The 16,114-nt window shown below is 63.1% G+C and carries 17 protein-coding genes, 1 tRNA gene and 1 pseudogene; 8 read left to right on the top strand and 11 right to left on the bottom strand.

Annotated features, from left to right (window positions below):
- Positions 1–171 precede the first annotated feature (171 nt).
- Positions 172–903 (top strand): DUF2971 domain-containing protein, encoded by a 732-nt coding sequence (locus tag HQ394_RS07625; protein WP_190262744.1) that lies wholly within the window; start codon positions 172–174, stop codon positions 901–903.
- The gene (locus HQ394_RS07620; RefSeq protein ID WP_190262743.1) at positions 861–1,598 is read left to right on the top strand and encodes a phosphorylase family protein; all 738 of its coding nucleotides are present in this window, start codon (positions 861–863) and stop codon (positions 1,596–1,598) included. The genes HQ394_RS07625 and HQ394_RS07620 overlap by 43 nt, the downstream gene beginning before the upstream one ends.
- Here HQ394_RS07620 and hpnH read toward each other — a convergent pair.
- The 3 genes from hpnH to hisI form a co-directional block, all read right to left on the bottom strand.
- Positions 1,548–2,699 carry an adenosyl-hopene transferase HpnH gene (gene hpnH / locus HQ394_RS07615; RefSeq protein ID WP_190262742.1) on the bottom strand — a complete coding sequence of 384 codons (1,152 nt, stop codon included), beginning with the start codon at positions 2,697–2,699 and terminating at the stop codon, positions 1,548–1,550. The two genes, HQ394_RS07620 and hpnH, sit on opposite strands and share 51 nt — an antisense overlap.
- A gap of 24 nt (positions 2,700–2,723) precedes the next feature.
- The gene (gene ispH / locus HQ394_RS07610) at positions 2,724–3,686 is read right to left on the bottom strand and encodes a 4-hydroxy-3-methylbut-2-enyl diphosphate reductase (protein ID WP_223291934.1); all 963 of its coding nucleotides are present in this window, start codon (positions 3,684–3,686) and stop codon (positions 2,724–2,726) included.
- Between the two features lie 182 nt (positions 3,687–3,868).
- Positions 3,869–4,240: a phosphoribosyl-AMP cyclohydrolase gene (gene hisI, locus HQ394_RS07605; RefSeq protein WP_263053777.1), complete on the bottom strand. Its 372-nt coding sequence runs from the start codon at positions 4,238–4,240 to the stop codon at positions 3,869–3,871.
- A 372-nt stretch (positions 4,241–4,612) separates the two neighbouring features.
- On the opposite strand from hisI, the gene rpmF reads away from it, so the two are divergent.
- Positions 4,613–4,747 (top strand): 50S ribosomal protein L32, encoded by a 135-nt coding sequence (gene rpmF / locus HQ394_RS07600; protein WP_190262741.1) that lies wholly within the window; start codon positions 4,613–4,615, stop codon positions 4,745–4,747.
- A 63-nt stretch (positions 4,748–4,810) separates the two neighbouring features.
- Here rpmF and HQ394_RS07595 read toward each other — a convergent pair whose 3' ends face one another.
- Positions 4,811–5,440, bottom strand: a complete 630-nt coding sequence (locus HQ394_RS07595; RefSeq protein WP_190262740.1) for an ABC transporter substrate-binding protein — start codon at positions 5,438–5,440, stop codon at positions 4,811–4,813.
- A gap of 417 nt (positions 5,441–5,857) precedes the next feature.
- On the opposite strand from HQ394_RS07595, the gene rpoH reads away from it, so the two are divergent.
- Positions 5,858–6,757, top strand: a complete 900-nt coding sequence (rpoH, locus tag HQ394_RS07590; protein ID WP_190262739.1) for an RNA polymerase sigma factor RpoH — start codon at positions 5,858–5,860, stop codon at positions 6,755–6,757.
- A gap of 149 nt (positions 6,758–6,906) precedes the next feature.
- On the opposite strand, the gene HQ394_RS07585 is transcribed toward rpoH, so the two are convergent.
- Positions 6,907–7,167 (bottom strand): Usg family protein, encoded by a 261-nt coding sequence (locus tag HQ394_RS07585; RefSeq protein WP_190262738.1) that lies wholly within the window; start codon positions 7,165–7,167, stop codon positions 6,907–6,909.
- 115 nt (positions 7,168–7,282) lie between these two features.
- On the opposite strand from HQ394_RS07585, the gene HQ394_RS07580 reads away from it, so the two are divergent.
- Both HQ394_RS07580 and HQ394_RS07575 read left to right on the top strand, forming a co-directional pair.
- Positions 7,283–8,113, top strand: a complete 831-nt coding sequence (locus tag HQ394_RS07580; protein ID WP_317629015.1) for an SAM hydrolase/SAM-dependent halogenase family protein — start codon at positions 7,283–7,285, stop codon at positions 8,111–8,113.
- A gap of 91 nt (positions 8,114–8,204) precedes the next feature.
- On the top strand, positions 8,205–9,044 hold the full coding sequence (locus tag HQ394_RS07575) for an MBL fold metallo-hydrolase (RefSeq protein WP_190262736.1): 840 nt from the start codon (positions 8,205–8,207) through the stop codon (positions 9,042–9,044).
- A 2-nt stretch (positions 9,045–9,046) separates the two neighbouring features.
- On the opposite strand, the gene HQ394_RS07570 is transcribed toward HQ394_RS07575, so the two are convergent.
- Both HQ394_RS07570 and HQ394_RS07565 read right to left on the bottom strand, forming a co-directional pair.
- The gene (locus HQ394_RS07570; protein WP_190260090.1) at positions 9,047–9,214 is read right to left on the bottom strand and encodes a hypothetical protein; all 168 of its coding nucleotides are present in this window, start codon (positions 9,212–9,214) and stop codon (positions 9,047–9,049) included.
- Entirely contained in the window at positions 9,211–10,398 is a 1,188-nt protein-coding gene (locus tag HQ394_RS07565) for an IS701 family transposase (RefSeq protein WP_223291933.1), read from the bottom strand. The genes HQ394_RS07570 and HQ394_RS07565 overlap by 4 nt, the downstream gene beginning before the upstream one ends.
- 138 nt (positions 10,399–10,536) lie before the next feature.
- Here HQ394_RS07565 and HQ394_RS07560 point away from each other — a divergent pair.
- Positions 10,537–11,026: pseudogene (locus HQ394_RS07560) on the top strand (transposase).
- A gap of 81 nt (positions 11,027–11,107) precedes the next feature.
- Here HQ394_RS07560 and HQ394_RS07555 read toward each other — a convergent pair.
- Positions 11,108–11,183, bottom strand: a tRNA-Thr gene (locus HQ394_RS07555).
- A 425-nt stretch (positions 11,184–11,608) separates the two neighbouring features.
- On the opposite strand from HQ394_RS07555, the gene HQ394_RS07550 reads away from it, so the two are divergent.
- On the top strand, positions 11,609–13,843 hold the full coding sequence (locus HQ394_RS07550) for an FUSC family protein (RefSeq protein WP_456151501.1): 2,235 nt from the start codon (positions 11,609–11,611) through the stop codon (positions 13,841–13,843).
- Between the two features lie 69 nt (positions 13,844–13,912).
- Here HQ394_RS07550 and HQ394_RS07545 read toward each other — a convergent pair whose 3' ends face one another.
- The 3 genes from HQ394_RS07545 to HQ394_RS07535 all read right to left on the bottom strand — a co-directional run bounded on the left by HQ394_RS07545 (position 13,913) and on the right by HQ394_RS07535 (position 16,083).
- Positions 13,913–15,097, bottom strand: coding sequence for a DUF697 domain-containing protein (locus tag HQ394_RS07545; RefSeq protein ID WP_456151559.1), 1,185 nt, complete (start codon positions 15,095–15,097; stop codon positions 13,913–13,915).
- 135 nt (positions 15,098–15,232) lie between these two features.
- Positions 15,233–15,595, bottom strand: a complete 363-nt coding sequence (locus tag HQ394_RS07540) for a P-loop NTPase family protein (protein ID WP_190262733.1) — start codon at positions 15,593–15,595, stop codon at positions 15,233–15,235.
- The gene (locus tag HQ394_RS07535) at positions 15,592–16,083 is read right to left on the bottom strand and encodes a hypothetical protein (protein ID WP_190262732.1); all 492 of its coding nucleotides are present in this window, start codon (positions 16,081–16,083) and stop codon (positions 15,592–15,594) included. Before HQ394_RS07535 ends, HQ394_RS07540 begins: the two co-directional genes overlap by 4 nt.
- Positions 16,084–16,114 lie beyond the last annotated feature (31 nt).

Genomic DNA, 16,114 nt, shown 5'->3' with positions numbered 1-16,114 from the left:
CTTTGTACAAACCGAGACGCCGTGAAGATCGGTCAAGAAGTTCCTATGTTCACGCATACGAGTGAGGTCTTCGGAAGACTAACCAGCAATGTGCCGGATATAATATACCACTATTGTGCACCAGACGGGCTTCTCGGCATACTCCATTCACGGCAGATCTGGGCAACATCGATGTTCCACGTTAACGATACTAGCGAGCCACTCTTTGCGGCCGACTTGACCCGTTCGGTTCTTTCCCTGGCGCAAGATGCTTCACCCGATTCCGACATCTCTGAAGAATTGCCGGCCTTGCTCCTCAGCGAGCGCTGCGCAGAGATGACTTCGTATGTCGCCTGTTTCTCGGTACACGGTGACTTGCTCAGCCAATGGCGTGCCTACACACCATCGACGGGCGGCTACGCGATCGGAATCCGGGCCTCCGATATTCCTTCAATCGGAGATGACTTGCTCCTCGGTAAATGTGAATATGACTGTGCAAATCAGCAGGACGCCATCGAGTCAATTCTTCGAGACCACCCCGGAATGCTAGACCCTAATGTGTCCCTCGACCAACTCCGGGAACAAAATGACCCCGAGTTGTCAAGCCTTATCGCGGCTTTTCTTACGCTGTTCCCACTTCTCAAACATCAGGGATTTCGCGAAGAGGCTGAGTGGCGCATTGTCCGTAGTCCGCCCAACGTGGACAATCATCCGATAGAGTTTCGCATTTCTCGTGGCGTCGTGATTCCATTCCAGCGAATTCCCCTTGCAGCGCCCGACGATCGGCTCCCGATCGCTGAGGTTATTATTGGACCGTCTCCCGATGCACGAGAACGCACCTACGCGACGCGCATGCTCCTAGACCACCACGATCTTCAGTCGTGCGATCTCTGGACCTCGAAGATCCCCTACCGCGGATGGTAAGCGGGCGGCGGCGCGTCTCTGTTGGCGTCATCGTCGGGCTGCGCTCGGAGGCTGCCTGTCTGCCCCGCCATCCCGACCAGCAGCTGGTCCGCTGCAGCGGCGCCCGCCCGGAAGCGGCGGCGGCGATGGCGGCGGAACTGGTCGATGCGGGATGTACCGGCCTGGTGAGCTTTGGCACCGCGGGCGGCCTCGATCCGTCGCTGGCACCGGGTGTTCTTGTGGTTGGCGAGGCCGTCCGCACGCCGGATGGGCAAACGATCACCGCCGACGCGGCGTGGGCTGACCGCCTGCGATCCCGCCTTGACGGTACGGTCGGCTACGTGTCCGGTTTACTTGCTGCCGCGCACGAGCCGCTGTTGGGGGCGCAGGTGAAGCGCTTCTGCCATCACGCCTCGGGCGCTGTCGCCGTTGATATGGAAAGTGGCGAAGTGGCACGGGTGGCCGCCATGCGCGGCCTCCCGTTCCTCGTGGTGCGGGCAATCGTCGATCCGGCCGAGCGGTCGCTCCCGGCGTGGATCAGCGAGCTGGTCACCGCTGACGGCCGCACGCCGATCGCAGCCGTCTTGCGGGGGCTGCTTCGCCACCCGCATGACCTGGGCTTGCTGCTTCGGCTGGGACGGGATTCGCGCGCGGCGATGCGATCCTTACGCGGCGCTGCGCTCGTTGCGGGTCCGCTCTTCCACTTTGACGGATAGCTGCTTTACCAAGCCTTCAAACACATACTCGGCCGGCCGCTGGGTGTCGAGGGCGATGTCCGGCGCCATCGGACCGTCGGTGCGTGGACCGCGCAACGCCGCCATCAGCGCCTTGAAAGGGTGGCGGATGGTATCGGTGACCGCTGTCGGCTCGTAACCGCAATGGACCATGCAGTCGGCGCACTTTTCATAGTTGCCGGTGCCGTAGCGGTCCCATTCGGTCGTATCCATCAGCTCACGAAACGACGTGGCGTAGCCTTCACCGAGCAGGTAGCAGGGTTTCTGCCAACCAAAGATGTTGCGCGTCGGGTTGCCCCAGGGGGTGCACTTGTACGTCTGGTTGCCGGCGAGAAAATCCATGAACAGGGTGGACTGGCTGAAACGCCATTTGGTCCTGCCCGGGCTCTGGGCGCGCTGCTTGAAGATGTCGCGGAACAGCTGCTTGGTCCGCGTGCGGTTGAGGAAGTGTGTCTTGTCCGGCGCACGCTCATAGGCATAACCGGGCGAAACGGTGATGCCCTCCACCTTCAGGTCGGTCATGCAATAATCAAAGAAGGCGGCCGCGTCTTCTGCCTTCATGGTGTTGAACAAGGTGCAATTGACGTTCACGCGAAAGCCCAGGTCGCGCGCCTTGTGGATGGCGGCAACGGCGCGGCGGAAGGTTCCCGGCTGATTGACGGCCTTGTCGTGGTGTTCCTCGAGTCCATCGAGGTGAACCGAGAAGGTCAGATACTTGCTGGGGGTAAAGAGATGAATCTTCTTTTCCAGCAGCAAACCATTGGTGCATAGATAGACGAACTTTTTGCGGGCGACGATCCCGGCGACGATCTTGTCCATTTCCTTGTGCAGCAGCGGCTCGCCACCGGGAATGGAAACGATCGGCGCCCCGCACTCATCAACCGCCTGCAGGCACTCGTCGACACTCATCCGCTTGTTGAGGATAGAATCCTCATAGTCGATCTTACCACATCCTGGACATGCCAAGTTACAGCGAAACAGCGGCTCCAGCATTAGAACAAGCGGATACTTTTCAACGCCCTTGATGGTCTTGCTGATAATGTAGGAGCCAACACGAACCTGCTGTATTATCGGGACAGCCAACGGTATATCCCTCTTNTCGTTTCGTCAGGCCGTCGCGGGGGCGTTTAAGGCCCGCGGCAACTTGAACTGCATGTGTTCCTCAGCGCCGGCGAGTTCCTCGACAGTGACCCGTCCAAACTCACCGAGGCGAGCAATCAAATCCTGAACCAGTTCCTCCGGAGCCGAAGCGCCTGCGGTTACCCCGACGGTGTGCACATCGTCAAGCCAGGCCGGCACAAGGCCGCGTGCGTCATCTATCAGGTAGCTGGGGACACCGATCTCCGCGCCGATTTCGCGCAGGCGATTTGAATTGGAGCTGTTCTGCGCGCCCACGACGAGCAGCACTTCCACCTGTGCCGCCAGTTCGCGTACCGCCTGTTGCCGATTTTGCGTCGCGTAACAGATATCCTTGACGTCGGGGCCGCTAATGGTCGGAAAGCGCTGCTTCAAGGATTCGATGATATCGCGGGTATCGTCAACACTGAGCGTTGTTTGCGTCACGTACGCCAGTTGGGCCGGATCACGCACGTTCAGATTTGCCACTTCGTCCGGTGCTGAGACCAGATGGACACCGCCAGGAATGCGACCCTGGGTGCCCTCCACCTCCGGGTGGCCGGCGTGGCCGATGAGAATGACCTCGCGTCCCTTGCGGCTGTGGTTGCGCCCTTCCTTGTGCACCTTGGTCACCAGCGGACAGGTGGCGTCGATGACCGGCAGGTGACGACGCTTGGCTTCCTCCTCCACCGCGGTGGAGACACCGTGCGCGCTGAAAATTGTCACCGCGCCCAGCGGAACTTCGTCGAGTTCCTCGACAAAGATGGCACCCTTGGCGCGCAGCGATTCCACCACGTGCTTGTTGTGCACGATCTCATGGCGAACATAGACCGGCGGTCCGTAGAGTGAGATGGCTCGCTCGACGATCTCGATCGCCCGTTCGACGCCGGCACAAAAGCCGCGAGGCTTCGCCAGAAGCACACGAATCGCGTTGTCGGTCGCGGTACGGGTCAACGGACCTCCTTCAGCGGATCAGTTACTAAAACACTGCGAGAGGATAGGGAGCCTTCTTGGCTTTGAAAAGCTCTATTACTCATTGAAAATATTATGCTTCCTGTAATTGTTGCGACCGTGTTGCAGAAAAAGCGCATTGACGCGATGGCAAGGCATCCCAGGACAGTCGTGGCGAATGCGCGTTATAGTTGCGTCGGATTGGGGGCGTCGCCATACACCTGCTTCGGGTCGAATTGCTTGCTTGTTTCCACAAAGGCGAGTGCGCCGCCTGCGGCATCCCCAACTGGTACCAGGCGGTAGAAGCACGACCGATAGCCCACGTGACAGCTGGCGCCACCTTCAACCGCGACACGCAGCCAGACGGCGTCCTGATCGTCGTCGATGCGCATCTCCACCACCTTCTGGATCAGGCCACTGGTGGCGCCCTTGTGCCACAGGCAGCGCCGGCTGCGGCTCCAGTAATGGGCTTCGCCGGTCTCGATCGTCTTCGCCATGGCTTCAGCGTTCATATACCCGAGCATCAGCACCTCGCCCGACTCGGCATCGCTGGTCACCACCGGGATCAGGCCGTTGGCATCGAACCGGGGGCCAGGTCCGAGCCCTCTTCCACCTGCTCGACGCTGACGCGCGACGCAAAGCGCCGGTCACCGGACTCCAGATTTTCGTCTGCGCTTGTCATTCCTCGTTCCAATCGTAGGCAATCCATGAACGCTGATATCTCACGCCACGCGGCGACAGCAAGGGCGCCGGCAGCGGTTTTTGCTTTTCCGATCGCTTCTGGATGCGTATAAACATGGCCCGCTGACGCTACGGGCGGTTGGCCGGGCGCAGTGTATTCCAATCGACATCATTCTACGACTGAACAGCGCCGAAGGAACGAGACCCATGGCTGTACCCAAAAAAAAACGTCCCGCGCCAAGAAGGGTATGCGCCGTTCGCACCTCGCCCTCAAAGCGCCGACGTACGTCGAGGATAAGACCTCCGGCGAACTGCGACGCCCCCACCATATCGATCTGGTGACGGGAATGTATCGCGGTCGGCAGATTCTGGAGCCGAAGTAACCCAATGGCTATGTCGCCTACGCTGCGCGGGCGCGGCGTAGGCTTGCTGGCTTGGCGCTTTATTTATTTCGCCGCGGCGAGCTCGTCCGATTTCTTGTTGAGCACCTCGATCAGCTCATCGGCGCCACCACTGCGCAGGGTACGGCTGTATTCAGAGCGTCGAAGCGCCAGTTCGCTGATCGATTGATCAAGAATCACGTCGATGATCCGCCAGCCGTCATCGGTTTTAGCCATGACGTAGGAAATCGCCACCGTGCGGTTTTCCCCGGGAGCGAGTTGCGCGTTGGCGCCGCGGTCGATTTCCGTATCGACGAGCACCGTGTCGCGCGGGCCGGGGCGTTCGCCGGTGATACGGAACTCCTCGCCGGCATAGCTGCTGAAACGGCTGGCATAGGTCATGACGCTAAACCGGGCAAAGGCGTCGGCGAGCTTGCTCTGCGTCGCAGCGTCGGTGTTTGCCCAGGTGGACCCCGCCGCCACCTCAATCATCCGGCGAAAGTCGTAAATCGCGTCCAGCTTCGGCTTCAGCAGTGCGTAGCGGGCTTCGACAGTGGCGGAAGGCCCGGCCTTCATCGCCTGCAGCAGGACGGCGTGGAGGCTTTCGATGCTGTCCTTAGGCGCGGCAGCGAACGCAGCGCCGCTGGGCACAAGCAGAATCATGACGAGGGCAAAAAGCTGAAAGATCGGACGCATGTTCGACAGGCCGACGTTGGGAGAGATGCTCGCGTCCGCGAAGCTAGGCTGTTCGCAAGATCTTAGCAACCTTTGCGGCGCTTGGATGTTTCATCCTCAGCCGGGCGAATTGGCGCCAAATGCGACATCAACTGTCTGTGACTTGAAATTATGTGGAAAACTGCTAATCTACGGAACTTGGTGCTTCGCGGCTTGGTGCCGAAGTGGGCCAGTGCCGAAGGAAGCGGAGGTTAAAACGGCATATTGCTTCAAATGGAGGATGATGCCGATGCGTAGCGCGTATCCCGCCACGACACAAGGGGCGGCCCTCTCTGTATGAGAGTGTCTGACGGCAGTTCCCCACGTTTTGGATGAGTTTGCGGTGCCGTACTTCGGCCGCACCGCTGTATGCGCTCGCATGCAATAAGGAGATAACCAATGGCGAGTTTGACGCTGCCTAATCTGCAGAACGAACGCAGCTTGACCCGTTACTATCGGGAGATCTGGCAATTTCCGGTCCTTAAGCCGGAAGAGGAATACATGCTTGCTGTGCGCTGGCAGGAACACGGCGACGTGGAAGCTGCCCATCGCTTGGTAACGAGTCATTTGCGCCTCGTGGCGAAGATCGCCTCTGGCTATCGCGGCTACGGCCTGCCGGTTGCCGACCTCATCGCCGAGGGCAACATCGGGCTGATGAAGGCGGTCAAGAAGTTCGAGCCGCAGCGCGGGTTCCGCTTGGCGACCTACGCGATGTGGTGGATTCGCGCCTCGATCACCGAATACATCCTGCGGTCGTGGTCGATGGTGAAAATGGGTACGCTGGCGGCGCAGAAGAAGCTGTTCTTCAGCCTCGGCCGGATCAAGCGCAAGCTGAGCCTTGATGCCTTCGGCAGCCTGGAAGGGGAGAACGCCGAGACCGTCGCCCGTAGCCTTGACGTCGCGACGCAGGACGTGATCGACATGGACCGACGTCTTTCCTCGCCCGACGTGTCGCTGAATGCGCCGCGCAGCCGTGAGGATGCCGAGGGGGCGGAGTTCATGGACACCCTCGTGGACGAGTCGCCGAGCCCCGAGGCGCAGGTGGCGGCGAGCGAGGAGGGTGATTTCCGCCGTGGCCTGTTGGATCAGGCGCTGGCGACCTTGCCCGAACGCGAGCGTGACATCCTGACGCAGCGACAGTTGCGCGAGGATCCGATGACGCTGGAACAGTTGGGGGTCGTTTACGGGATCAGTCGGGAGCGCGTGCGTCAGTTGGAGGCGCGTGCCCTCGATCGGTTGAAGAAGACCATTATTGGCCTTGCTGCCGCGTCGGGAACACCGGTGCCCGCCCTCGCTTGATGCAGTCTTACGACGCGGCGTAACCGCGACGCCGCCGATCTGAAGTTGCTCCGGGCGGGACCCACGTGGTCCCGCCCGGTTTGTTTAGGTGGCAACAGGGACCGGCGCGACGCCATGGCATGACAGTGTGCGATGGCGGGCGGTGCCGGCTATTGCAACAAGAACTCGCCTTTGGCGAAGCGAAATTCCGCCGGCTTGATCAATGACGACGCGGCGACCTTGACCGAATGCAGTCGGCCATCGAGATTTTTTTGCCAGTAGGCGAGGAACTTCCGAAGCGCCGGGAGGTGCGGGATCATGTCCAGGTCCTGCCAAATGAAGTTTTGCAGCAAGTCGGGATAGTCGGGCAGGTGATAGGTGATCTCGGCGGTGGTCAGGTGATACCCCAGTAAGCGCACTCGGACAGACATACTGCTAATCTCCCGATTAAGTAGGCCTCCAACGCGTTCCTTTGCCAAGGTGGCGATGGTGCACGACCTTCGCCACCGGTTCTGACGATGCTAAGCCGTCAAGGCTTAACACCAGATGAACGGTAAACTATATGCAAGCATAGGGCCATTTTCGTGGGTATCGCTTTCCTTCACTAGGCGGCAGATGATCGTTCTCTTTACCGATTATGGCCTTGCCGGTCCTTACACCGGGCAGGTGCGGGCCGTCCTCCATCGCGACGCCCCGGGAGAGGCCGTCATCGATCTGTTTGCCGATCTGCCGCCGTTTGATGCGAAGCGGGCAGCCTATCTGCTTGTTGCCTATGCAGCCGGCTTCCCTGCGGGCACGGTATTTCTCTGCGTGGTCGATCCGGGCGTCGGCGGCGATCGCGCTCCGGTCGCGGGTGTCGTCGATGGACGTTGGTTCGTCGGCCCGGACAACGGGATCTTCGAGCATGTGGTGCGCCGGGCGTCGAGTCGGCCAATTTGGACGCGGATTGCCTATCGGCCGGATCGGGTGTCGGCGACCTTCCATGGCCGGGACGTCTTTGCCCCGGTTGCGGCACGGCTGGCGCAGGGACTGTCTGTGCCGGGAGAACGTGAGTTCGAAGGTCTGGGACGTTTTGCGGACTGGCCCGATGATTTGACCGAGATAGTCTACGTGGACCACTTTGGCAACGCAATCACTGGTTGTCGAGCTGCGTCAATTCCTCGTCATACGTCTATTATTGCAGGAGGGCAAAGAATATTCTTTGCGCGAACCTTTTCGGCTGTTCAGAAGGGGCAAGTCTTCTGCTACGAAAACGCCAACGGTCTGCTGGAGTTTGCGGTCAATCAGGGCCGAGCCGACACCGTGCTTGGCCTCTCGGTTGGCTCTTCGTTTATTCTCGATCCGAATGTGAGCGGAAATACTTCGGCAGGCGGTTAGAAGTGATAGCTCCTCGGCGGACGGTGAGTCAGCGGGGGAAAAGGGGGACGGTACCGGCACATGCTGCCCACGGAAGAGATAGGTAGGGCCCATGTTCACCATCAGGTTCTGGGGCGTCAGGGGAAGCATCGCCTGCCCGTCCCCCAAACACATGAAGTACGGTGGCAATACCAGCTGCGTGGAGGTCTGTGCCGGAGATAACCGGTTCATCCTCGATGCCGGAACCGGCATTCGCCCGCTGGGCAAGGAGTTTCTGCAGGAAGACGTCCGCACCATTACGCTCCTGCTCACCCACACCCACTGGGATCATATCAACGGTTTTCCCTTCTTTCGTCCCGCCTATGACCCGAACCGGCGGATGCATATCTTCGCCGGCCACCTGAAGGACCAGGGCGGTGTCGAGCAGGTGCTGTCGCAGCAGATGCATGAGCCGGTGTTTCCGGTGCCACTACAGGCGATGCGGGCGATCGTCGAGTGCGAAGATTTCACTGCCGGTGATTCGTTTTCGCTCAATGGCCAGGTGCGCGTCCGCACCGCACCCCTGAATCATCCGAACGGCGCGACAGGCTACCGGATCGAATATGGCGGTGCGTCGGCCTGCTATGTCACGGATACGGAGCACGTACCCGGGCAGCCGGACCAGAGCATCCTGGGGCTGATCGAGGGCGCCGACCTCGTCATCTACGACAGTTCCTACACCGATGATGAATTTCCCAGGCGGGTCGGTTGGGGGCATTCCACCTGGCAGGAGGGGGTGCGCCTTTGTCGGCAGGCGAACGTCAAGCGTCTGGCGATTTTTCACCACGAACCGGATCACGAAGACGACAGGATGGATGCCATCGCCCGGGAAGCAAAGCGGGAATGGGCCGGCACCTTCGTCGCCTCCGAAGGGATGGTGGTGGATCTGACCCGCCCGTCCGGTTCGCTCTAGTACTACAGTTGCGTTTCTAGTCGTTTCTTGCGGTGACTGCTGGCGGCTGTCGTTTGGTGGCTGCGGCGCCATCGTGAGCAGGCCCAGACGAAGGCGGGATGGGTTTTCGCCCGGAACAGGATCCTTTCGAGCATGTGGCGGATTTCCGGCGTGGCGAGCGGGACGGTCATGCGGCCGCGGCGGCCGGACTCGTTTTGTCCCGTTTATCGAAGGCGATCCGGCGCTGGTCGGCCGACAATTTGGCGAGGAAGGCGGCGGCAGCGAGGACCAGGCTCATGTGGCGATGCCATCCGTGCCAGGAGCGCGCCTCGCAGTGATCGAGGCCGAGGTCGTCCTTCGCCCGCAGGAAGCACTCCTCGATCGTCCAGCGGAGGCCTGCGGCAGCGGCAAGCTCGGGCAGGGACGTGCCTTGCCGGGCATAGGCAAGGTAATAGGCGAGTGCTTGCGCATCACGCCGGCTGCGGCGGATGAGCAGCCAGCGCTCGAAACCGTCATCCGTCGACCATCCGAGCGGCAGCCTTGCCCAGTCGTAGAGCCTTGGACCCTTCGCCCCCTCGCCGGCGGTCAGCGACGACCACGCATCGTCCGCCAGCGTGTCCAGCATGGTGGCAGGGTCGGTCTGGNNACGAGGGTCCCGTCCTCGAGGAAGCGAAGGGTGTGGTTGGAGCGATACGGCAAGGACATAAGGCTGGCCGCGGCCCTCGAGCAGGTGCCGGAGTTGACTGTCCGAGCCGTAGAGCGCATCGGCGAGAACCCAGGCGCAAGGCGGGCCGGCGTCGAGCGTCCGCTCGATCATCTCCCGCGCCATCGCCGGCTTGGTCTTGAATTCGACGTCGTCCGGCACGGCGGCCGTCCGGCGGCGCGTCGCATCGTCCGCCCAGTCTTTCGGCAGGTACAGCTGCCGGTCGATGAGCGCGTGGCCCCAGCGGCTGGCGTAGGCGACGAAAACGCCGACCTGGCAGTTCTCGATCCGGCCGGCGGTGCCCGAGTACTGACGGCCGACACCCACCGAGTGCCGGCCCTTCTTCAGGAAACCGGTCTCATCGACAACGAGCACGCCGCCCGGATCACCCAGCGCGTTCGTCACGTACCCGCGCACCAGATCGCGAAGCTGGTCTGCCGACCATGAACTGCGTCCGAGCAGTGACTGGAGGCGATAGGGTGCCTCGAGGCCCGCCTGTTCGGCCAGCATCCAGCCGGTCTTGCGCGATGCCGCCGAGAACAGCCCGTCGATGAACATCCCGGCCGAACGGCGCGTCTCCGCCCGCCCCAGCGCCGGCGCGATCACCCGCCTCAACCCCTCGAGCTCCGCCTTCCAATCAACAAGCGTGCCCGCCCATTCCGCCACACCCATCCGTCGCCCTCCCACAGCCGCAGGCAACGGAACCATATTAGAGGATAAAATGCAACTGTAGTACTAGGCCGCGGACCCATAAATGGGATTCGCAAAGGCATGCGAATCTGCTCCAAGCTCCCAAACGGGGGGCTGGGGATGATGCAAGTGTTTTGGCTGGGCGACGGGCAATGGGTGCGGCTTGCGCCGCTGCTGCCCAACGATACGTGCGGCGTGCCGCGGGTCGATGACCGACGGGTGATCAGCGGGATCATCCATGTGCTGCAGTCCGGCTGCCGCTGGCGGGACGCACCGGCGGTCTATGGACCCGACAAGACGCTATACAACCGGTTCGTCCGCTGGGCGCGCAAAGGGGTGTGGGAACGGCTTTTCCGGGCGCTTGCCGAAGCCGCGGGCACACCTGCGGCGGTCGCTACTCGCCCGCGGTACCCGGCCGGTTATCCCCAATAATCCAACCAGAAAACGTCTCCACCCCTTCGATCGCCGGCTCTACGAACTGCGAAACATGATCGAGCGAACCATCTTCCGCCTCAAGGAATGGCGACGCATCGCCACCCGCTACGACAAACTCGCCACCAACCTCCTCGCCGCCGTCACCATCGCCGCTGTCATCAACTCCTGGTTATGAAGCTCACAGCCTAGAGCTTGCCCCACGCTTACCCGACTTTTGGGGCTGACCGTGCGATCTCTTGTAACGTACTGAAATGATTGGTGCCGGATGAGGGACTCGAACCCCCGACCTACTGATTACAAATCAGCCGCTCTACCAGCTGAGCTAATCCGGCGATTGCGCGCAGGCGAAGCGAAGAATACCGCGTCCTTGCTGCCATGGGGAGCCCCGTTGCACGCATTTCGGTGTGGGTTGGTCGGCTAACTTCGATTGCCGTCCTTCTTGCTGCAATCGTAACGCGATTGCAATCGCAACCTTCATTGGTGTTCGGTACCTTGCATAACGACGGCGCTGGGGGGGGTATCCGTGCGTGCGTTTGGGCGCCCTCAACAGACGCAGGCAACCACCGTAAAGACCGGTGTGAACGCTCGGCAAGCGTAATCACGCGCCGGTTTCCTGCCGGCTCCTGGCCGGTTGCGACCTTGCCATGGCGCGCGCGCCGCGACACCTTCCGCTGGCTGGTTCCTCGCCCGGCAAACTCACGCTAGACTGCGGCGCCTGATGCCGCCGCGCGGACGCTGCCCGGTGGTCGGCTAGGCTATGGCGCGGCTGCGCCAGCGGCAGCGTATTGCGAGTTCTTTCTGTGCGGGCACACACATGCGGCTTCCGACCCGGCTGCGGGCGCTGACGGGCACGATCGCCGGCGGAGCCCTGTCTGCGGCTTCGCTTCGCCCAACGGCGCGCAATCCTGGTGCTGATCTGTCGCAACTGCCACTCGGTCTCGACCTGCGGGCGATCAGCGTCATCGACGGCATCCGCGCCGCGCTCGCCTGCGCGCTTGTCATCCTGATCGAGGAGGCCGTCGGCTGGCCGCCGCTCCTCTATATGGCACTCGCCGCCAATCTGACCTGTTTCAGTGATGCCGGAGGCCCGCTCCGGCCACGGATCGCCGGTCTTCTTGCCTTTACCGTACTCGGCGCCGCGCTCTGGAGTACATTCGGCCTGCTGCGTGGGGTTGGTCCGACCTGGATCATCATCGCCGGCGCCTCGCTGGTCGTCTTCTGTACCAGCTTCGCCCGCGTCCTCGGCCAGCCGGCATTGGCCGCCGGCAACGTCATGACCGTTGCCCTCGTGTTTTCGCTCGACCGGCCGCTCACCCTTGCCGAGGCACCGGTCATCGGCGGCATGTTCCTGGCTGGCGGCGTCTGGGCGACCCTGCTCGCATTGCTGTTCTGGCGGCTCGATCCGTATACTCCGGCACGCGCCATGGTCGCCGATGTGTGGCGGCAATTGGCGGCGCTGACCGCCGATCTGCGGGCGTTAGGACGTAGCGATGCGGTGAGCGGTCCGGAATGGGACGCGCACGCCCGCGCTTATCGGCGCGCCGTGCGGATGGCGGTCGAACAGGCGCGAACGAGTCTCGGCGACCTCGTCCGGTTCCGCGGCGGCGCGTCACCGCGCAATTCGCAGGCGCTGCTCCGCCTCGAAACCGGCGAGCAGCTCTTCGGCGCCCTGATCGCGCTCAGCGACGACCTGATGGAGGACGACAGCGGGCGGAACCGCCGCGCCGCCGGCTCTCGGCTGACGCGACGGATCGCGCCGATGATCGAGGCGTTTGCCCGATCGATGGCCTCCGACGAGGCGCCTCGCGCGGCAGCGATCGAGCGGNGGGTCGACCGCATGCTGTCCGATACGGCGGCGGATCCGGCGCTCCACGCCGTCGCATCGGTGATCGCCGATCGCATCCGCATCGCTCTCAAGCTGTTCGCCAGCGACGATCTGCCCTCGGAGGCGGCGGTGGCGAAAGAACGATCCTGGTCGTTCCGCCAAGTCGTCCTCGAACCGGTGCGCGCCAACCTGACCTGGGACTCGGCGAGCCTCCGGCACGCTGTGCGTGCCGCTGTCGTTGCCGCACCAACGATCGCCATCGTTCTCGCCTGGCAGGGAGCGTTCTCCCACTGGTTGGCGATCACCGTCGTGCTGACGATGCAACCGTTCTTCGCCGCGACGTGGCAACGGGCGCTGGAACGGATCGGCGGGACGGTCATCGGTGGCATCGTCGGCGCGCTACTCGTCCATGCGGTGACGACGCCGCTCGCTCTCGCCGCGCTGATGTTCCCGCTCTGTATCATCGGCTTTTCCGCCCGGCAGGTGAGCTACGGCACCTTCATCGCCTGCCTGATGCCACAGCTCGTCGTCTTGGTGGAGCTGCTGCTGCCCGGCACCAGTACCTGGTACATCGTCGAGATGCGCGTGCTGTTTTCGGTCGCCGGCGGGCTGATCGCGGTAATGGGCTGCCTGCTGCTTTGGCCGAGCTGGGAGCACAACCGGCTACGCCAGCAACTGGCTGCCGCCATTGGTGCCATCGGTCAATTCGGCGATGCCGTTTTCGGTGCGGCACTCGGTGAGACGGCATCGGCAGTGGTGGAGGACAGTCGGCGTCGCGCCGGTGTCGCCATCAACAATCTCGAAGCGTCGATCTCCCGCGCCCTGCAGGAACCGCGTCAGCGGAGCCGTCGGCAGCTTGAACAAGCAATGGTTGTCGATGCAACGCTGCGCCGTCTCGGCGGTCGCCTGTCGGTGCTGCAACACGACAAGACGTCGCACGCGGCGCTGCCGGCAGAGACATGGCGGGCTTGGCGAGGCTGGATGAGAACAGCATTCGCCGCTCTCTGCGACGCCCGCCCGGTGGGCGAACGACCGCTGGCGTCGCCGGAAGTGGAGGCGCTCAGCCGCATCGCCCGGCAGATCGAACTCCTCTCCGGCATCCTTGATGGCGGAGATGGTGCTGAGAAGAAGCCGGCGGGCGCAAAGACGGCCGGTGCGGCGAGTTGACCGAGCCGGTTTTGTAGGATATCTTTCCTTCAGTGAGCGCCAGGACTCTGTCCTCTACCACTCGCGCCTCTACCCCTCGCGGCTGGCGAGACGGGTGAGGAGGCGTTCCCTCAGCGGCCTAAGAACGCTGTCCTGGTCCAAGCCGTCGAGAATCTCACGAACGATCGCCTTGGCGCCGTGCGGACCCCAGCCACCGTCACGAAAGTAGCGCGTCGCCGCCTGGCCGACGACATAGCAGGTCCAGGCTGCCGCCATCGCCTGCGGTACCGCTGCCACTGCGTGCCCCACCAGCGGCACCGTCGTCTTCAATGCCCCGGCGGCCAGATGCGTCACCCATTCCACCGTCACCGCCACCCCCAGGCACCGAGGNATGTCGCGGATCAATCGCTGGGCGTTGGCGCGGGAGAAGGACTGGCCATAGACCTCGCCCAGCCGCTGTACCATCACCGCATCGGAGAGCGCGCCACCGGCAATGTCGGCGATGGGGATCGGATTAAGCGCCACCGCGCAGGCCTTGACCCACATGAAGCGGTTGATCAGCCGCTCCGCCTCGCTCTGCCGCGCCTCCACCTTCAGATGCGTGATCCGCTCGGACACCTCGGCGGCAAACAGGTTGGCGTTCAGCGCCACCACCGCCTTGCCTTCGCGGGTGAGGATTTCGAGAATGCGCGCCTGCAGGTCTTCGACGATGGGTGGCCGGCGGATCTCCTCCTCGTGCTGATTGCCGTCGGGCAGATGCACGAGGCGGAGCACCGGCCTTGGATCGGCAGCGGTGAAGACGATGTCGGCATCGCCGATCAGTCCGTCGACGCGGGTGCGCACCGCCGCCAAGGTGGCCTCCACCTCCTCGCGCCGGAACAGGTCGATCTTGTTGAGGACGAGGATGATCGGCTTGTCCAACTCATGCAGCATCCTGAGCGCGGCGAACTCGTTGTCGTTGAGATCGCCGAAGGAAACGAACAACACCAGATCGGAATAACGCACCACCTTGTGTGCCAGCACCGCCCGGTCGAGGCCGCCCACTTCGTTCAGGCCGGGGGTGTCGACGACGACGAGGCGGCTGTCGGCGAGACCGGCAAAGGCCTTCAGGTCCGGTGTCCAGTCGTGTCGGCTGCGCTCGCGCGTCTTGCCCCCCTCGGCCGAGGTGGCGAACACCTTCTTGCCGAGCAGCGCATTGAGCAGCGAACTCTTGCCGGAGTTGATCTCGCCGAAAACGGCGATCTCGACGACACCGGACCCNAGCTTCGCCAGCATCGTATCGATATCCTTGAGGTCCTCGGCAACGGCGGCGCGTTCGCTCTCGCGAAGTTCGTTGGAGTGGGCCAGCCGGCGCAGCGTTGCCAGCGTGTCCTCGTAGCGGCGGTCAGGTTCGGTCATGGGGCCAGCCGGTCATGCGCGGGATGAGGGATCAAGGCGGGCGGTAATGCATGCTAGCAATTGGTCGATGTCGGCCGGGCGGCTGACCTGTTCTTCCACCGACTGTCCTTCGGCATCGCTACTGATACGCGTCGCCGGCAGCGGATCGGCCGCGGCATCGACGATATCACCGGGCGGCAGCAGCGTTTCAAGTCGCCGCTCCACCGCGGCGCGGGTTTCGCCGCGGGCGCCAGCATCGCGCTGGTCGGCCTTGTTGAGGACGATGATCGGCGCCGCACCGCGTTCCACCAGCGCCTTGATCACCGCGAATTCGTAGTCGCGCAGGTCCTGGTCGGCGACGAAGATGCAGACATCGGCTTCGATCGCCGCCGTCAACCGCTCCAGATTGGCAGCGAAGTCGGTGCCGAGGCTGGGGTTTCGACCAGTCGCAGCGGCTGGCCTTTGAGGCGGTCGGGAAGGGCCGCTTCGAGCGCCGTGGCCACGCGCGACTTGCCGGTTCGCGGCAGCCCACAGAGGACGATCGTCGCCGCTTCGCCCCGACCGCGTCGCCGCGCGGGCGACAGGGCGGCGCTATCGGTCTGCAGGCCATTGTGGCTATAGATGCGATCCAAGCGCTGTTCGACGCTAGCGCGTGGCGGTTGTGGTGGCGGTCGTCGCTCCGGCCGCGCCGCCCGCCCACGCCGATAGAGCAGGGCACCGGCGGCGGCGAGGATGGCCACGACGCCGAGGCCATAGGCGAGGCGAATTTCCGGGGTTTGCAGGTCGTCCAGCGTCAGCAGGATGCGCGAGAAGATGACGATCGCTGCCGCGGCGCCAACGACGGCGGCGATCAACGTCAAGGTTCGGTGCAGTTGCGTCATCATCACCGCGACCGCCTGCCGCGGATCTTGCGGT

The organism is Defluviicoccus vanus, from assembly GCF_014672695.1.
Classification (GTDB): domain Bacteria; phylum Pseudomonadota; class Alphaproteobacteria; order Rhodospirillales; family Defluviicoccaceae; genus Defluviicoccus; species Defluviicoccus vanus.
This window is presented reverse-complemented; position numbering and strand designations above follow the sequence as displayed.